The organism is Serratia sp. SM04 (assembly GCF_040280225.1).
Lineage (GTDB): Bacteria > Pseudomonadota > Gammaproteobacteria > Enterobacterales > Enterobacteriaceae > Serratia > Serratia sarumanii.
In genome coordinates, this window is the sequence record NZ_JBEOQT010000007.1 from 47,364 (window position 1) to 64,920 (window position 17,557).

The 17,557-nt window shown below is 62.6% G+C and carries 16 protein-coding genes; 3 read left to right on the plus strand and 13 right to left on the minus strand.

Features of this window, described 5'->3' with window-relative positions; translation table 11 throughout:
• Positions 1-123: 123 nt before the first annotated feature.
• On the minus strand, positions 124-966 hold the full coding sequence (locus ABTW55_RS11825; protein WP_004931012.1) for a 23S rRNA (adenine(2030)-N(6))-methyltransferase RlmJ: 843 nt from the start codon (positions 964-966) through the stop codon (positions 124-126).
• A gap of 214 nt (positions 967-1,180) precedes the next feature.
• On the opposite strand from ABTW55_RS11825, the gene ABTW55_RS11830 reads away from it, so the two are divergent.
• From ABTW55_RS11830 to rsmJ, 3 genes are all read left to right on the plus strand, one after another.
• Entirely contained in the window at positions 1,181-1,642 is a 462-nt protein-coding gene (locus ABTW55_RS11830; protein ID WP_033654482.1) for an HIT family protein, read from the plus strand.
• Between the two features lie 118 nt (positions 1,643-1,760).
• The gene (gene prlC, locus ABTW55_RS11835; RefSeq protein WP_060423548.1) at positions 1,761-3,803 is read left to right on the plus strand and encodes an oligopeptidase A; all 2,043 of its coding nucleotides are present in this window, start codon (positions 1,761-1,763) and stop codon (positions 3,801-3,803) included.
• A gap of 8 nt (positions 3,804-3,811) precedes the next feature.
• Positions 3,812-4,558, plus strand: coding sequence for a 16S rRNA (guanine(1516)-N(2))-methyltransferase RsmJ (rsmJ, locus tag ABTW55_RS11840; RefSeq protein ID WP_033654480.1), 747 nt, complete (start codon positions 3,812-3,814; stop codon positions 4,556-4,558).
• A 30-nt stretch (positions 4,559-4,588) separates the two neighbouring features.
• On the opposite strand, the gene ABTW55_RS11845 is transcribed toward rsmJ, so the two are convergent.
• From ABTW55_RS11845 to ABTW55_RS11900, 12 genes are all read right to left on the minus strand, one after another.
• Complete coding sequence (locus ABTW55_RS11845; RefSeq protein WP_033654479.1) at positions 4,589-5,188, minus strand: SIS domain-containing protein; 600 nt, start codon at positions 5,186-5,188, stop codon at positions 4,589-4,591.
• The gene (locus ABTW55_RS11850; RefSeq protein ID WP_033649383.1) at positions 5,188-6,825 is read right to left on the minus strand and encodes an FGGY-family carbohydrate kinase; all 1,638 of its coding nucleotides are present in this window, start codon (positions 6,823-6,825) and stop codon (positions 5,188-5,190) included. Before ABTW55_RS11850 ends, ABTW55_RS11845 begins: the two co-directional genes overlap by 1 nt.
• Positions 6,826-6,835: 10 nt before the next feature.
• Positions 6,836-7,789: an ABC transporter permease gene (locus ABTW55_RS11855; RefSeq protein ID WP_060423551.1), complete on the minus strand. Its 954-nt coding sequence runs from the start codon at positions 7,787-7,789 to the stop codon at positions 6,836-6,838.
• 1 nt (position 7,790) lies between these two features.
• On the minus strand, positions 7,791-8,780 hold the full coding sequence (locus ABTW55_RS11860; protein WP_015379367.1) for an ABC transporter permease: 990 nt from the start codon (positions 8,778-8,780) through the stop codon (positions 7,791-7,793).
• Positions 8,773-10,272, minus strand: a complete 1,500-nt coding sequence (locus ABTW55_RS11865) for a sugar ABC transporter ATP-binding protein (protein ID WP_060423554.1) — start codon at positions 10,270-10,272, stop codon at positions 8,773-8,775. Before ABTW55_RS11865 ends, ABTW55_RS11860 begins: the two co-directional genes overlap by 8 nt.
• Positions 10,273-10,376: 104 nt before the next feature.
• The gene (locus ABTW55_RS11870; RefSeq protein WP_033649381.1) at positions 10,377-11,363 is read right to left on the minus strand and encodes an autoinducer 2 ABC transporter substrate-binding protein; all 987 of its coding nucleotides are present in this window, start codon (positions 11,361-11,363) and stop codon (positions 10,377-10,379) included.
• Between the two features lie 329 nt (positions 11,364-11,692).
• Positions 11,693-13,036, minus strand: coding sequence for an NADP-specific glutamate dehydrogenase (gene gdhA / locus ABTW55_RS11875; protein ID WP_033649380.1), 1,344 nt, complete (start codon positions 13,034-13,036; stop codon positions 11,693-11,695).
• Between the two features lie 200 nt (positions 13,037-13,236).
• A complete protein-coding gene (gene uspA / locus ABTW55_RS11880; RefSeq protein ID WP_004930988.1) occupies positions 13,237-13,674 on the minus strand; it encodes a universal stress protein UspA in 438 nt (145 codons plus the stop codon).
• A gap of 266 nt (positions 13,675-13,940) precedes the next feature.
• Positions 13,941-14,849: a LysR family transcriptional regulator gene (locus ABTW55_RS11885; protein WP_033654477.1), complete on the minus strand. Its 909-nt coding sequence runs from the start codon at positions 14,847-14,849 to the stop codon at positions 13,941-13,943.
• A 51-nt stretch (positions 14,850-14,900) separates the two neighbouring features.
• Positions 14,901-15,482: a DUF924 family protein gene (locus ABTW55_RS11890; RefSeq protein WP_049195636.1), complete on the minus strand. Its 582-nt coding sequence runs from the start codon at positions 15,480-15,482 to the stop codon at positions 14,901-14,903.
• Between the two features lie 5 nt (positions 15,483-15,487).
• A complete protein-coding gene (locus ABTW55_RS11895) occupies positions 15,488-17,242 on the minus strand; it encodes a monovalent cation:proton antiporter-2 (CPA2) family protein (protein ID WP_060423558.1) in 1,755 nt (584 codons plus the stop codon).
• Complete coding sequence (locus tag ABTW55_RS11900; protein WP_033636375.1) at positions 17,235-17,504, minus strand: hypothetical protein; 270 nt, start codon at positions 17,502-17,504, stop codon at positions 17,235-17,237. Before ABTW55_RS11900 ends, ABTW55_RS11895 begins: the two co-directional genes overlap by 8 nt.
• Between the last annotated feature and the right edge of the window lie 53 nt (positions 17,505-17,557).

Sequence of the window (17,557 nt, forward strand, 5' to 3'; positions counted from 1 at the left end):
TTCCATGAGTTGTGAATTTGAAGAGGGTAAGAGTTTAACGCCTGACCGGGGTTTGTCGCAAAGATTGCGTCGATGGCTGCGATAGGTGGACGCAGGGCGCGGCGAACCGCGCCCTGCCGGGGATTATTCCGGTACCACCCAGTTCACCAGATGGTGGCCGATGCCCGACGGCACCAGCACCTTGTGCAGCCACGGCAGCACGTTTTTCATCTGCTGTTCCAGTTTCCACGGCGGGTTGATGACGATCATGCCGGAGGCGGTCATGCCGCGCTGATCGCTGTCGGGTTTCACCGCCAGTTCGATCTGCAGAATGCGGCGAATGCCGGTGGCTTCCAGATCGCGCAGCATGCGTTTGATCTGCTGGCGCATCACCACCGGGTACCACAGCGCGTAGGTGCCGGTGGCGAAACGCTTGTAGCCTTCCTGAATGCCTTTGACCACGTCCTGGTAATCGGTCTTCATTTCATACGGCGGGTCCATCAGGATCAGGCCGCGGCGCGACAGGGGCGGCAGCTGGGATTTCAGCTGCTGATAGCCGTCGGCGCGCTGCACTTTGGCGCGCTCGTCTTTCTGGAACTCGCTGCGCAGCAGCGGGTAGTCGCTCGGGTGCAGCTCGGTCAGGTGAATTTTGTCCTGCGGGCGCAGCAGCTGGCGGGCGATCAGCGGCGAACCGGGGTAGTAGCGCAGCGTGCCGGAACGGTTGAAGTTGTGCACCACGCTCATGTAGGCCGCCAGCTCTTCCGGCAGATCGTCGCGCTGCCACAGCAGGCCGATGCCTTCCAGGTATTCGCCGGTGCGCTCGGCGTGTTCGCCGCTGAGCTGATAACGGCCCGCGCCCGAGTGGGTATCCAGATACAGGAACGGCTTCTCTTTTTCCTTCAGCGACTCGATGATCAGGCTCTGAACGGTGTGCTTGAGCACGTCGGCGTGGTTGCCGGCGTGGAAACTGTGGCGATAACTTAACATGACGGGTGGCGGTTCCTTGTGCTCCGCAGGCGGAGCATTCAATGCAATAAGGCTTATAATCTGCACAGTATAAACTGTCTGGCCGGGAAAAACCGGACTCCGTTGCCGCAGACGTTCACAGAAAGGGACAGGACGATGAGCAAACGGGCGTTCTGGCGGCCGGTGTTCGAAGCGTTCGAATGGGTTGAAACGCTGTGAATCACAAGGAGAAAGGATGAGCTGCATTTTTTGCGACATCGTGGCGGGCAAGGCGCCGTGCCATAAAATCTGGGAAGACGACGACCATCTGGCGTTCCTGTCCATCTTCCCCAACACCGACGGCTTCAGCGTGGTGATCCCCAAGGCACACCACCCGAGCTACGCCTTTGACCTGCCGGACGAGGTATTGAGCGCGTTGATGCTGGCGACCAAGCGGGTGGCGAAGCAGCTGGATCGCGCGTTCGACGACGTCGGCCGCTGCGGCATGGTGTTCGAAGGTTACGGCGTCGACCACGTGCACGCCAAACTGATCCCGCTGCACGGCACCGCGTCGCTGGAGCAGTGGCGGCCGATCGAATCGACCTCGCCGAAGTTTTTCGCGCGTTACGAGGGCTATATCTCCTCCCACGACGCCGCGCGCGCCGACGACGAGCAGCTGGCGGCGCTGGCCGCCCGCATCCGCCAAAGCGCCGTTTAAGGCACCAACGATCAACGCCGGGCATTGATTTTCCTGTTGTCTGGCTCCATGTTAGAGATTCATACGCATTTTAAGGCTCGCCCCCACGGCGGGCCCCAACGCTAATCAGGACTGCCCTATGACAAATCCGTTGCTGACCCCGTTTTCCCTGCCGCCGTTCTCGGCGATCCGCCCTGAAGATATCGTGCCTGCGGTGCAATCCGCGCTGGCGGACTGCCGCGCCGCGGTAGAGCGCGTGGTCGCGCAGCCGGGGCCGTTCACCTGGGACAATCTGTGTCAGCCGCTGGCGGAGTCGGACGATCGGCTGTCGCGCATCTGGTCGCCGATCGGGCACCTGAACTCGGTGAAAAACAGCCCGGAGCTGCGCGCCGCCTATGAGCAGGCGCTGCCGCTGCTGTCCGAGTACGGCACCTGGGTCGGCCAGCACGAAGGGCTGTACCAGGCCTACCGCAGCCTGAAAGAGGGCGCGGCGTTTGAGGCGCTGAGCGTGCCGCAGCGCAAGGCGGTGGACAACGCGCTGCGCGATTTCGAACTGTCGGGCATCGGCCTGTCGGCGGATAAACAGCAGCGCTACGGCGAGATCGTCGCGCGCCTGTCCGAACTGGGTTCCACCTACAGCAACAACGTGCTCGACGCCACCATGGGCTGGAGCAAACTGATTACCGACGAAGCCGAGCTGAGCGGCCTGCCGGAGAGCGCCCTGGCGCAGGCACAGGCGATGGCGCAGGCCAAAGAGCAGGACGGTTGGCTGCTGACGCTGGACATGCCGAGCTACCTGCCGGTGTTGACCTACGCCGACAACCGCGCGCTGCGCGAAGAAATGTACCGCGCCTTCGCCACCCGCGCCTCCGATCAGGGGCCGAACGCCGGCAAATGGGACAACAGCGAAGTGATGGCGGAAACGCTGGCGCTGCGCCATGAGCTGGCTCAGTTGCTGGGCTTCGATACCTACGCCGACAAGTCGCTGGCGACCAAAATGGCGGAGAGCCCGGAGCAGGTGATCGGCTTCCTGAGCGATCTGGCCAAGCGCGCCCGCCCGCAGGCCGAGCAAGAGCTGGCGCAGCTGCGCGCCTTCGCCAAACAGCACTATGGCGTGGACGAGCTCGAAGCCTGGGACATCACCTATTACGGCGAAAAACAGAAGCAGCACCTGTTCTCCATCAGCGACGAGCAGCTGCGCCCGTACTTCCCGGAACAGCGGGTGGTGGAAGGGCTGTTCGAAGTGGTGAAACGCATCTACGGCATCACCGCCAAAGAGCGTAAAGACGTGGAGACCTGGCATCCGGACGTGCGCTTCTTCGATCTGTTCGCCGCCGACGGCGAGCTGCGCGGCAGCTTCTACCTCGATCTGTACGCCCGCGAAAACAAACGCGGCGGCGCCTGGATGGACGACTGCGTCGGCAGCCTGCGCAAGGCTGACGGCACGCTGCAAAAGCCGGTCGCTTACCTGACCTGCAACTTCAACCGTCCACTGGGCGACCAGCCGGCGCTGTTCACCCACAACGAAGTGACCACGCTGTTCCACGAGTTCGGCCACGGTCTGCACCACATGCTGACGCAGATCGATACCGCCGGCGTCTCCGGCATCAACGGGGTGCCGTGGGATGCGGTCGAGCTGCCGAGCCAGTTTATGGAAAACTGGTGCTGGGAGCCGGAAGCGCTGGCGTTTATCTCGGGCCATTACCAGAGCGGCGAGCCGCTGCCGAAGGCCATGCTCGACAAGCTGCTGGCGGCCAAGAATTACCAGGCGGCGCTGTTCATCCTGCGCCAGCTGGAGTTCGGCCTGTTCGATTTCCGCATGCACTTCGAATACAGCCCGGAAAAAGGGGCGCAGATCCTGCCGACGCTGGCGGAAGTGAAGAAAATGGTGGCGGTGGTGCCTTCGCCAAGCTGGAGCCGCTTCCCGCACGCCTTCAGCCACATCTTTGCCGGCGGCTATGCGGCGGGTTACTACAGCTACCTGTGGGCGGAAGTGCTGTCGGCCGACGCCTACTCGCGCTTCGAAGAAGAAGGGATTTTCAACGCCGAAACCGGCAAATCCTTCCTCGACAACATCCTGTCGCGCGGCGGTTCAGAAGAGCCGATGGCGCTGTTCAAACGCTTCCGTGGCCGCGAGCCGCAGCTGGATGCTATGCTGCGCCATTACGGCATTAAAGGATAACCCGACACGTGAGCGTGTGTTTATTGTGTGAAGCAGGCGCCGATCCCGGCGCCTTGTCTGTTTTGGCGCAGCGCTGGCGGCTGACGTCCGACGACGACGCGCCGATGGCGCTGGTACTGACCCCGCAGCGGCTGGAGCTGCGCAAGCGCGACGAGCCGAAGCTCGGCGGAATCTACGTCGATTTCGTCACCGGCACCATGGCGCACCGGCGCCGCTTCGGCGGCGGCCGCGGCGAGGCGGTGGCCAAAGCGGTCGGCATCAAGGGCAGCTATCTGCCGGACGTGGTGGACGCTACCGCCGGGCTGGGGCGCGACGCCTTCGTGCTGGCGGCGCTGGGCTGTCGGGTGCGGATGCTGGAGCGCAATCCGGTGGTGGCGGCGTTGCTGGACGACGGCCTGCAGCGCGGCTATCAGGATGCGGAAATCGGCCCGTGGCTGCGCGAGCGCCTGACGCTGCTGCACGCCTCCAGCCTGACGGCGCTGGCGGATCTCAGCCCGCGCCCCGAGGTGGTGTATCTCGATCCGATGTTCCCGCACAAGCAAAAAAGCGCGCTGGTGAAGAAAGAGATGCGGGTGTTTCAATCGCTGGTGGGCAGCGACGATGACGCCGACGGCCTGCTGGAGCCGGCGCGCCGCCTGGCGACCAAGCGCGTGGTGGTGAAGCGCCCGGACTACGCGCCGCCGCTGGCCGACGTGCCGGCGCACGCCGCCACGCTGACCAAAAGCCACCGTTTCGATATCTACATGCCGCTGTAATGTCTGCCTAGGGCCCGCCGTGTCGGGCCCTCAGTTTTCCTCCCGCAAGCTTTTCCCCACGCCGCCGCCCGGATGCACCGCCAGCAAGGCGTCCTTGTCGTAACCGCTGCGCGCCATCAGGCAGGCGCAGGCGGCGTCGAAGATCGCCAGCACCAGCACAATTGAGGTGGTGGCCAGCATGTTCAGCGGATCTATCTCCTTTTGCACCCCGGTGGCGATCGTCAACTGCGCCGCCTGCGCGATGGCGGAATGCGGGTTTTCCGTCACCGCGATCAGCGTCACTCCCTTGGCCTGCAGCGTCGGCAGCAGGCGGGTCAGCTCGTCGGAATTGCCGCCGCGTGAGATCAGGATCAGCAGATCGTCGGCGCGCAGAAAGCCCAGATCGCCGTGCGCCGCGCCGGTGGCGTCGAGGTAGACCGCCGGCCGTTCCACGCAGGCCAGCATGTGGGCTATCTTGCGCGCCGCAATCCCCGAGGTGCCGACGCCGGTGACGGCAATTTTACCGCGGCAGTCGGCCAGCAGCGTCAGCAGCCGCTGCCAGGTGCGCGCGTCGAGGCGCTCGCCCAGCTGCGCCAGCTCCTGACTGTAGGTTTGCCAACCCTGCACGGCCTGCCGCCATTCCTGCTGCATCACGCCTCCTCCTGCATCAACCGGCGGTATTTCATGTGGTCGTTGTACAGCTCGTGGAATACCCGGTATTTGCGGTCGTAGTAGCTTTTTATTTGGTTGGTCTGCGGCGTGACCGTCTTGCCGATGCGGCTCATGGCGCTCATCGCCTCCGGCAGGGTGTCGAACACGCCCGCCGCCACGGTGCCCATCATTGCGCCGCCGAGCAGCATCGCTTCGCTCTCCTCCGGCAGCAGCATGGCGCAGCCGGTGGCGTTGGCGTGCTCCTGCACGAAGATCGGGTTCTTGGTGCCGCCGCCGCTGGCCATAATGGTGTCGATGCTGTAGCCGCTGTGGTTCATGGTTTCGATGATGTGGCGGGTGCCGAGCGCGATGGCCTGAATGGTGGCCAGGTAGTGCAGCGCCATGTCCTCCGGCGTGCGCGACAGCTTCAGCCCGGTCAGGATGCCGGTCAGCGTCGGGTTGGCGCGCGGCGAGCGGTTGCCGTGGAAGTACGGCAGCATATGAATGTCCTGCGTCAGGAAGGCGATATTCTCCGGCTCGCCGGCCATGCGGCGCAGAATGGCGTTCAACACCTCATAGATGGTCTGCCCCTGAGTTTTCGCCTGCGCCAGCAGCTCCGGGTAGCACGGGTGCGACTGGATGACGTGGTCGATCAGCGCGCCGGTGGCGGACTGGCCGCCTTCGTTCAACCAGTATTCCGGCAGGATCGCCGAGTAATACGGCCCCCAGACGCCGCCGATAAAGCGCGCGGTGCGCGACATCGCCATGTGGCCGGTGGAGGTACCGCCGATCAGCGCGACGCGGCGGTTGAAGTCGGCCACCTCGCCGGAGACGCCGGTGGCGCCCAGCGTGCCGAGGGTGCCGGCGTGGGCATCGATGATCGACACGCTCACCGCCGTGCCGGCGATCAGCCCCATCTCGCCGGCGGCGCGCTGGGTCAGGCCGTGGCCCAGCGGCTCGCCCATCATTTTGACGTCGCTGCCGATCTTGGCCGCGTCATGTTCCAGCACGTCTTCCAGCCCGATCTGCTGGAAGTAGCTCTTGTCCCAGCGCTGTTCGTGGCCGAGATAGGTCCACTTGCACACCGTCGAACACAGCGAGCGGGTGGCATCCTGGGTGGCGCGCCAGGTGAGGAAGTCCGGCAGATCGAACAGGTAGCCGGCGTTGGCCCAGGTGGTGGGCATGTGCTGTTTCAGCCACAGCAGTTTCGGCGTCTGCATCTCCGGCGAGATAATGCCGCCGACGAAGTCCAGCACCCGGTGTTTGGTGGCGTTGATGCGCTCGGCCTGGGCGATCGCCCGGTGATCCATCCACACGATGATGTTCTGTTCGGTGCGGCCGGAGGGGCTGACGGTCAGCGGCTTGCCCTCTTTATCCAGCACCACCAGCGAACAGGTGGCGTCGAAGCCCAACCCCTTGACCTGGATCGGGTTGATGTCGGCCTGGTTGACCGCGTCGCGCACCGCATTGCACACCGCCTGCCAGATGTTATCCGACGACTGCTCGACGAAATCCGCCTTCGGCCGGTACAGATCGATGGCCCGGCTGGCCTGGCCGACCATGCGGCCATTGAGATCGAATACGCCCGCGCGCGCGCTTCCGGTGCCCACATCTACGCCAATAAAATAGCTCGCCATTATTTTCTCCTCAGGCTTTTCGATTCTGTAACGCGATAAACAGGATCAGCACGCCGCCCCACAGGGCCATGGTCAGGTAGCTGCTAACCCCCAGCAAATTGAGGCCGCTTTCCAACATTTGCAGCACGATCAGCGCCAGCACCAGCCCCAGAATACGGCCGAAGCCACCGTCCGGGTTAATGCCGCCCAGCACCGAGGCCAGAATGGTCACCAGCAGATAAGATTCGCCGTAGCCGGCCTTGGCCGAGTTGAACTTGGCCATCATCAGCAGGGCGGCGCCCCAGCCGAGCAGCGCCGACAGGATATACACCGCTACCTGCACCCGCGCGGTGTTCACGCCGCTGAAGCGGGTGGCCTGCTCGTTGGAGCCGATCAGGTACAGGCTGCGGCCCAGCGTGGTGTGCTCCAGCAGCAGCCACAGACCCACCGCCACCAGCAGGAACAGGATCAGTGCCACCGGCACGCCGAGCACGGCGCCGTTGCCGAGAAATTGAATCGCCGCCGGGAAGCCGGAGATCACCGCGCCGTTGGACAGCAGAATATTCAGGCCGGTGATCAGGGTCATGGTGCCGAGCGAGGCGAGGATCGGCGAAACGCCGATCCAGGCTACCAGCGCGCCGTTGAGCGCGCCGATCGCCACCGCCACCAGCAGGCCGGCCACCAGCGCCAGCGCCAGGAACAGTGGCTGGTCGGGATGGCTGACGATGATCGCCGCCATCACCAGCGAACAGGCGTTGGCGCCGGCGATGATCGACAGGTTGATGCCGCCGGTCAGCATGGTGATGCCCATGCCGAGCGCCAGCAGGCCGAGGATCGGCAGCTGCGAGGCGATCGACTGGAAGTTGCCGAGGCTGAAGAAGCGCGATCCGAGCAGCCCGGCGAAGAGCAGCGCCACCGCGATGATGATCGCGCCCTGCAGGCGAATGATCCGATCGCTAGGGATCAACCGAGTTAACTGCGTCATGTCAGATCTCCTTGAGCAGTTTGCGTTTTTCGTTCCAGGCGGTGGTGCTGATGCTGATCAAAATGATCGCGCCGCTGAATACCTGGTGCCAATAGGCCGAGACGCTGAGCAGCGTCAGCCCGTTTTGCAGGAAGGCTAGCAGCACCACGCCGAGCAGGGTGCCGGTCAACGAGCCGCGGCCGCCGCTCATGCTGGTGCCGCCCAGCACCACCGCCGCCAATACCGTCAGCTCGAAGCCGAGCAGCGAGTTGGGGGCCACCGACTGGGTGATCTGCGCCTGCACCACTGCCGCGACGCCGGCCAGAATGCCCATGTAGCCGTAGACGCAAAAATGCAGCCGCAGCAGGTTCAACCCCAGGCGCGACGCCGCGTCGCGGTTGCCGCCCATGGCGTAGATCTGGCGCCCCAGCCGGGTGCGGTTCATCAGCACGCCGGTGACGACGATGGTCGCCAGCAGGCACAGCAGCGGCAGCGTCAGGCCGTAGTCGTAACCGTCGGCGCCCTGGAACGAGAACCAGTTGATGCCGTTCATGAACCAGTCCGGAAAGCCGTACAGCCAGGTGCCGTTGGTGGCGTACACCAGCAGGCCGTAGAACAGGTTGAGGGTGGCGATGGTGATGATGATCGCCGGCACTTTCAGCCAGTACACCAGGAAACCGTTCACCAGCCCGAGCAGCAGGCCAACGCCAATCGCCAGGGCGAACGCCAGCGGGAAGCTGCCGCCGTGCTGGATCACCCAGCTGGCCATCACGTACTGAGCGATGGCGGTGACCGCCGGGAACGAAATGTCGATGCCGCCGGCGATCAGCACCACGAACAGCCCGCAGGCCAGGATGCCGAGAATGGCGTAGCTGGTGGCGACGTCGGTCAGGTTGCCGAGCGTCAGAAACTCGTCGGTGCCGGCGCTCAGGCCGATCGCCAGCAGCAGCACCAACAGGCCGAGATAAAACTCGTGCCGCCCGGCCAGGCGGGCCAATAATGACTTATCCATTCACCACCTCGGCGATCTGTTGCTCGGTACTCTGGTGCGGCGCAAACTCGGCGATCAGCTCGCCCTTGCGCATCACCATCACCCGATGGCTGTTGTAATAGGCTTCCGGGATCTCGTCGCAGATCATCAGCACCGCCATGCCCAGCTGCGCCAGATCGCGGGCGATCTGGTAGATCCCCTCTTTGTTGGCGATGTCCACGCCGACGGTGGGCGAGTCGAGGATCAGGATCTTCGGCTGGGTCGCCACCCACTTGGCGATGGCGATGCGCTGGGCGTTGCCGCCGGACAGGGTTTTCACCGGCAGCGCGCTGTCGGACACCTTGATGTTCAGATCGCGGATAAGCCGGTTGACCAGCTCGGTCGCTTTGGCGTGATCCAGCAGCCCGAGCGAGGTATGCAGCCGATCGAAGACGGTGACGATGGTGTTGTCGTAGATCGATTGCTCCATGATCAACCCCTGCGTCAGACGATCCTCCGACACATAGCCGATGCCGTGGCGCACCGCTTCGCGGTTGTTGTGCAGCTGCACCGCCTGGCCCTCGATGTGGATCTCGCCGCTGTCCGGCCGCGTCATGCCGAACAGGCTGAGGCACAGTTCGGTGCGGCCGGCGCCGAGCAGGCCGACGATCGAGACGATCTCGCCGCCGCGCAGCGCCAGATTGACGTTGCGGTATTTCTCGCCGCGGCTGAGGTTGCGCACTTCGAGCAGCGGCGCCTGTTCGGCCGGCGGCAGCGGCGGCAGCGGGCTGTAGTGGAAGCGTTGGCCGGTCATCAGGAACGCCAGTTCGTGGCTGTCCAGTTCGCTGGCCGGCCAGGTGCCCACCAGCTTGCCGTCGCGCATCACGCTGATGCGATCGGCGACTTCCATCACTTCATCCAATCTGTGGCTGACGAATACCACGCAGATGCCGGCCGCCTTCAGCTCGTTGACCACCCGCAGCAGGCCGTCGACCTCCTGGCGGGTCAGCGAGGCGGTCGGTTCGTCCATGATAACCAACCGCGCCTCGGCGGCGATGGCGCGGCAAATCGCCACCAGTTGCCGATCGGCGATCGACAGTTTTTCCACCTTTTTATCGGGATCGATGCGTATGCCGACCCGCGCCATGGCGTCGAGCGCCGTCTGGCGCATCACCCGCTTGCGTACCCAGAAACGGCCGCCGGGCAGGTAACGGTGGATGGCGATGTTCTCCGCCACCGTCAGATTAGGGAACAGCGACAGGTCCTGGTAGATCACCTGTATGCCGTAATAACCGGACAGCTGCGGCGTCAGGGCGTGGAAGAGTTTGCCTTCCAGCGAAATGTTGGCGCCTTTTTCCGGCTGATAGACGCCGGAGATGATTTTAATGATGGTGCTTTTGCCGCAGCCGTTTTGCCCGGCCAGGCAGTGCACTTCGCCAATATTGAGCGTCAGGTTGATCTGGTCTAATGCCAGCACGCCTGGGAATCGCTTGCTGATATTCTCCAGGGTGATAAATGCGGGGGAGGCTGTCATAACGTTAACCTGTGCTTGCGTAGCGGCCGAAGCCCTGGGCGCAGCAAGCTGCGCCCCTACGAGGGTTTAACTACTTTCCCGGTGTGGCGAAATTACGCGAAAAATCAGAATCCAAGCGATTGGGCGTTGTCTTTGGTGACTTCCAAAATCTTATTAAACCGAATCACTTTGTGTTCCATGTCGACGTCGGCCTTGCCGAGGCCCTCGATCGCCAGATCCTTGTTCACTTCCTTGCCCTGCAGCAGCTGGTCGGCCACCGTCACCAGCGCATAGCCGGCGTCTTTCGGATCCCACAGCAGCGCTTTTTTGATGTCGCCGCGCATCAGGTAAGGGGCGGCCTGCGCCGGCATGGCGATGCCCACCACCGCGATTTTGTCCTTGGCGCGTTTCTTGGCCACCGCCTGGCCGGCGCCGATCGGGCCGAGCGAGCCGAAGCCGATGATGCCCTTCATCTGCGGATAGGTTTTCATCAGATCCAGCGTGGTGGCGTAGGATTTGTCGATGCTTTCCGCCACCGGCAAGCGCGAGGTGACTTCAAACATGTCCGGGTATTTTTCTTTCTGGTATTTGATGGCGGAATCGGCCCAGGCGTTGTGCAGCGGCACGGTCAGCGAGCCGACGTAGATCGCATAGCCGCCTTTGCCGCCCATGTCTTTCGCCAGCTCATCGACGTTGGCCTGCGCGTATTTCTCGCTGTCGATGGTCTCGATGTCCCACTGGCCGATCTGCTGGTCCGGGGATTCATGGGTCAGCACCACGATGCCTTTGTCGCGCGCTTTTTTCAGCACCGGCTCCAGCACCTTGGCGTCGTTCGGCACCACGATGATGGCGTTGACGTTCTTGGCGATCAGATCCTCAATCACCTTGACCTGCGCGGCCGGATCCGGGGTAGAAGGGCCGGTCTGGTAGGCGTTGACGTCGAGTTTTTTCGCCGCTTCGTTGACGCCCACTTCCATGCGGTTGAACCACGGAATGCCGGTCACTTTGGCGACCACGGCAATCTCATATTTATCAGCGGCGAACACAGGTGTTGTCGATAACATGCACGCAGAAACCACACATGCATTTAATAATGCGAGGTTAAATTTCATTAGCTGTACCTTTTTTTATCTGTAGGGGTGGCGGTTTTTCCACCGCTGCAGATTACAAAGGAATGGAAGAGGGGGCGTAGCTGAAGTTAACGAAATGTGATCCGCGCACAATTAAGTAAAATAATGGCGTATTTAGCGTTAAATAAATGTTTAATTATTTTGTGGTGGTAAATTTACTACCGATTAAGAAGCGATAAATAACTTCTTGTTAACTTTTATTTAACCAATTGGCATCATTTGGATGGTGAGAAAGCATAAAAAAATGCCGGCGCAGAGGCCGGCATTGAAGCATTTAATCGATGTGTGAACAAGATCACCTTTACGGCGGATTACAGCACGCCCTGCGCCAGCATGGCGTCGGCGACCTTGACGAAACCGGCGATATTCGCGCCGTGCACGTAGTGGGTTTGCTTGCCTTCGCCGCCGTATTCCACGCAGGCGTGGTGAATATCGGCCATGATATGTTGTAAACGTACATCCACTTTCTCTGCTCGCCAGCCGATGCGCGCGGCGTTTTGCGCCATCTCCAGCCCCGAGGTGGCCACGCCGCCGGCGTTGGCCGCCTTGCCCGGCGCGAACAGCACGCCGGCGTCGAGGAAGGCGTCGGTGGCCTGGATGGTGGTCGGCATGTTGGCGCCTTCCGCTACCGCCTTCACCCCGTTGCGGATCAGCGTCTGCGCCGCCTCGAGATCCAGTTCGTTCTGCGTGGCGCACGGCAGGGCGATATCCACCGGCACGTTCCACGGCTGCTGGCCGGCCAGATAGGTCAGGCCGCGTTCGCGGGCATAGTCCGCCACCCGGCCGTAGCGTTGGTTTTTGATCTCCGCCAGGTGCGCCAGCTTCTCGGTGGTGAAGCCGTCCTCGTCCACCAGGGTGCCGCCGGAATCCGACACGGTGATCACGCGCGCGTCCAGCTCCAGCGCTTTCTCGATGGTGTACTGCGCCACGTTGCCGGAGCCGGACACCGCCACCCGCATGCCCTCAAAGCCCAGGCCGTGGCGCTGCAGCATGGCGTCGGTGAAGTACACCAGGCCGTAGCCGGTCGCCTCGGGGCGGATCAGGCTGCCGCCGAAGGAGAGACCCTTGCCGGTAAACACGCAGGCGGTGTTGTTGGACAGTTTCTTCATCATGCCGGCCATAAAGCCGACTTCACGGCCGCCGACGCCGATGTCGCCGGCCGGCACGTCGGTGTCCGGCCCCAGATGGCGATACAGCTCGGTCATCAGCGCCTGGCAGAAGCGCATGATCTCGCCCTGGCTTTTGCCCTTGGGATCGAAATCGGAGCCGCCTTTGCCGCCGCCCATCGGCAGGGTGGTCAACGCGTTCTTGAAAGTCTGCTCAAAACCGAGGAACTTCAGGATCGACAGGTTTACCGACGGATGGAAGCGCATGCCGCCCTTATAGGGGCCGATGGCCGAGTTGAACTGTACGCGGAAGGCGCGGTTGACCTGCACCTGGCCGCGATCGTCCACCCAGCTGACGCGGAACTGAATGACGCGCTCGGGCTCCACCAGGCGCTCCAGCAGAGCCTGTTCGCGATAGCGCGGGTTGCGTTCGATAAACGGCCACAGCGAGGTGAAGACTTCGCGCACCGCCTGCAGATATTCCGGCTGGTGGGGGTTATGGCGCTGTAACGAGGACAGGAAAGACTCTACCGATACGGCATATTCCATGGATAACTCCTTTTAGCATTAAGTTTTCCCCCGCTATTTCTTATAGATATGGGTATAGGCGATGCCCGGGGGAGGATGTTGTGTCTTTAGCGACTATATCATCGGAGGGCGGTTGATTATCAAGCGATTAATCGGCGTAGTGGCATGAAAAACGCCCGCAGGGCGCGGGCGTTGGGCAGTTAAGTTAGCAAGTGCTTACTTTATTCGTCTTCTTCATCGCGCAGCGGCACGATCAGCATATCGATGTGCACGGTATTGATCAGCTGGCGAGCGGAAGACATCAGCTTGCTCCAGAAATCCTGGTGGTGGCCGCACAGTACCAGATCCATGTCATATTTCTTGATGGCATCGACCAATACCTGCGCCAGATCGCCGCTGCCGCTCAGGGTCTCGGTGATCGGGTAGCCGGCGTTTTGCGACAGCTCGGTCAGCGCCTGATGGGTTTCCTCGGAGATGCGTTTTTGCATGTCGCCGAGATTGACGTCGATCAGGCCGGTATAGAGGTCGGAATAGTTGACATCGACGTGGATCAGAGAAACTTTAGCGTTGTACGGCCGCGCCATCGAGACGGCTTTTTCTACCAGGATCTTGCTTTCCGGGGATAGGTCCACCGCGATCAGTATGTGTTTGTAAGCCATAAGAATACTCCTTCCATAAACATGCCGATTAAAAGGGTTAGCAGGCGTTCCGTTTACCCGCCTTGCGCTTTTGGTTCCATAGTATCATTCGGATAACGCAATGATATGTTGGGGCGATCACACTGCGCCGCATCGAAAATCTCTCCGCCCGATACCTTTCGTTGTACACCCGCGCGGCGTAAAAGCCTATTGATTATGCGGATGCTGCCGGTCTGACCGCTTGAATTATAAGCGTTATTAAACAAAGTATAGCGCTAAATGCGCAATCAGCGCTCCAGATGCGGCTGCAGCAGGCTTTCAAACCACTCGTGAAACACCGCCAGGCGGCGTGAGCGCTGGCGACGATGGGGATAGATCAGGGCGATCGGCATGGAGGCGGCGCGGTAAGCGGGCAGGACTTCCACCAGTTCACCGGCGTCGAGCAGGTGTTGCACGTCGTAGCGCGGGATTTGCATCAGCCCCAGCCCGGCGCGGCAGCAGGCGATATAGCTTTCGGCGTTGTTGACCACCACCCGGCTGGGCAGTTCGAGCCGCTGGGTGTGGCCGTCGTCGGTCAGGTATTCCCAGGGGGATTCGCGGCCGGTTTTGGGCGAGGCGTAGCCGATGCTCCTGTGCCCCTCGGCAAGATCGGCGGGCTGAAGCGGATGGCCGAATTCGCTCAGGTAGGCGGGGCTGGCGCAGTTGATCAGCGCGATATGGCCGAGCGGGCGCATCACCAGGCTGCTGTCGTGCAGATCGCCGACGCGCACCGCGCAGTCGACCCCTTCCTGCACCAGATCGATGGCGCGATCGGCGGAGCCGAGCACCAGCTGCAGGTGGGGATGGCGCCGCAGCAGGCTGGGCAGCGCCGGCGCGATCAGCCGGCGGGCGATGCGGCTCGGCACGTCGACGCTGAGCCGCCCGGAGGCCTGGCGCTGGCTGGCCTGAAACGACTGATCGATATCCTCCACCTCGGCCAGCAGCGGGCGCAGCCGCTCGAGCAGCTGTTCGCCGTCGGCGGTCAGCCGCACCTGCCGCGTGGTGCGGTGCAGCAGGCGCACGCCCAGCTGCGTTTCCAGTTGTTGCACGGCGGCGGACACCGAGGCGCGCGGCACCTCCAGCACATGGGCTGCGCGGATAAAGCTGCCCATCTCCGCCACCTGCACGAATACGCGGTATTGATTGAATCTGTCCATCGATGCGCCCGTTATTGTCCTTATTATTGCCGCTTAAAGCATTCTGCGGCGTTATCCGGCAAACCCTCCTTGCTCCAGGAAGGCTTGCTCCTGCGTGGTAGTATCGCGCAACAGCAGCTGATTGCGATGTGGGAAACGACCGAAACGGCGGATGATATCGCGGTGTCCCTCGGCGTGCGCGCGTTCAGCCGGCCCCAGTTGAGCGTTTAGCGCCACGGACAGATCCTGATCGGCGAGATTTTCCGAGTGGGCGAACGGCAGGCAAAAAAACAGGCGCAGCGAAGGCTCGACGGCCTGCATGTAGTTCGCCGCAATGGCGATGCGGGCGAAGCGGCGCGCCAGCGGATCGGTGGCGTACATGTGGGCGGTGTTGCGAAAAGCGTTGCGCGGAAATTGGTCGAGCAGGATCATCAGCGCCAGCGCGCTTTCCGGCGTCTTAAGCCAGTCGTCGCGTTCACGCCGGGCCGCCGCCAGATGCAGGCCCAAAAAGCGCGCGCGAAAGCGTTGGTCGAAGCGCGGATCCTGCCGGAACCATTGCTCTGCGCCGGCGTCTCGCCAAAACCGCACCACCTCATCGGCCGTTTGATTATCGGCCGCGAGCGCATCGCTGCGCCGGCGGAAAAGGGTCGGCATGCCCGTCATTCCTTCTTCGCCTTGGTCGGCGCATTGCCCAAAATCATCGATGTACCGGCGTAAATGCCGCCGGACACCTCCATCGCCAACCGTTCGGCATCTTTGCGCCGCAGCTCGGCCATCAGATCCGCCGCGGTTTCCGGATCGGAGCCCAACGCCAACATAGCTTCATGCCCGAAAGACATGGCGGACTCTAAGGTGACGCGAATTTGGTAATCCACATTGGCCTTGATCAGCGCGATGGCATGTTCGCGGTCATGAGCGCGAGCCAGCACGCGGGCCTGCGGGAAGTGGGTTTTGGCGTGTTCGACAATCTGCGTGGCGGCTTGCGGATCGTCAATGCAGACCAAGATGGCGCGGGCGTGGCCGGCGCCCGCCGCATGCAGCACATCCATGCGCGCACCGTCGCCATAGTAAACTTTGAAGCCGAAGTCTTGCGCGTCGCGGGCAACCTGGGGTTCGCGGTCGATAATGGCGATATCGGCGCCCATCGCCAAAACGTGCTGGCTGACGATCTGACCAAAACGGCCGAACCCGACGATCAGCACGCTGTTGGTCAAGCCGGTGGGCTGTTCCGTGCCGTCCAACGAGGCGTCGGACGAGGCGCGCAGGCGTTGGTGGATCAACACCGCCAGCGGTGTCAAAGCCATCGACAGCACCACGACGGCGGTCATGTTGGCGTTGGCTTCCGCAGGCAGCACCTGATTGGCCAGCGCAGCGGCGAACAGCACAAACGCAAATTCTCCCCCTTGCGCCATGAGTACGGCGCGGTCGAGAGCATCACCGTGCGAGCTTTTCGTCAACCGGGCCACGCAGTAAATACACAGGCCTTTGATGAACATCATCGCCAGCACGCCACTGACGATCAGCGGCCAGTTGCGCGCCACCACGGCCAGATCGAGAGACATGCCGACGCCGAGGAAGAACAGCCCCAAAAGCAGACCGCGAAAGGGCTCGATGTCGGCTTCGAGCTGATGGCGGAACGTCGATTCCGACAGCAGCACGCCGGCCAAAAAGGCGCCCATGGCCATGGAAAGGCCACCCAGCTGCATCAGCAAAGCGGCGCCAAGCACTACCAGCAGCGCGGCTGCGGTCATCACTTCGCGCGCTTTGGCGTGCGCCAGAATGCGAAACAGCGGGTTCAGCAGCCAGATGCCGGCCGCCACCAGCGCGGCCAGCGCACCGGCGGCGATGGCGATGCCGCCCCAGGCGGAACCGGATACCGGCGTCGATGAACCGGCCGGCGCGATGAACGCCACCAGCGCCAGCAGCGGGACAATCATCAGATCTTCAAACAGCAATACGGCGACGATTTTCTGACCGCGCGGGCTGGCGATGTCGCCGCGCTCGCCCAACAGTTGCATGACGATGGCGGTAGACGTCAGCACGAATCCCATGCCGCAGATGAAGGAGATGGCCAATGAAAAGCCGAAGGCCATGCCGATGGCGGTGAGCAGCAGCCCGCAGCTCAATACCTGCAGGCTGCCCAGGCCGAAAATATCGCGCCGCATGTTCCACAGATGAGAAGGCCGCATCTCCAGGCCGATGATGAAGAGAAACATCACCACCCCAAGCTCGGCGGTGTGCAGGATGGTCTGCGCATCGTTGAACAAACCAAAGCCGAACGGCCCAATCGCCAAACCGGCGGCCAGATAACCCAGCACCGAGCCCAGCCCCAAGCGCTTGAACAGCGGCACGGCCACCACGGCGGCGCCCAGTAGCGTCACCACGTTGAGCAGGTCGCCGGCGCTTTCAGACATGGGCGAGGCGCCAGAATACGAACGCGGCGATGGCGGCGGGGATCGCGAACACCAGCAGCAGGATCGGCAACTCCGCCCGCAGGCTGTAGCCCGCGTGGGCGACGCCCACCCACATATTGACCGCCGCGATCAGCAACCAGGCCGGGACGAAAATTTTTGCCGCCAGCGCCATGCCCGCCGCACTGGCGCCCCAGAGCCAGCCGAACAGCACAAACAATCCCAGGAGAACCACGCCTCCGCCAATGACCATCAGCATGTGCATTGCAATATCCTCTACGCTGCGCCTCCTGGCGGGGGCGGACGCCAGACGCGCGC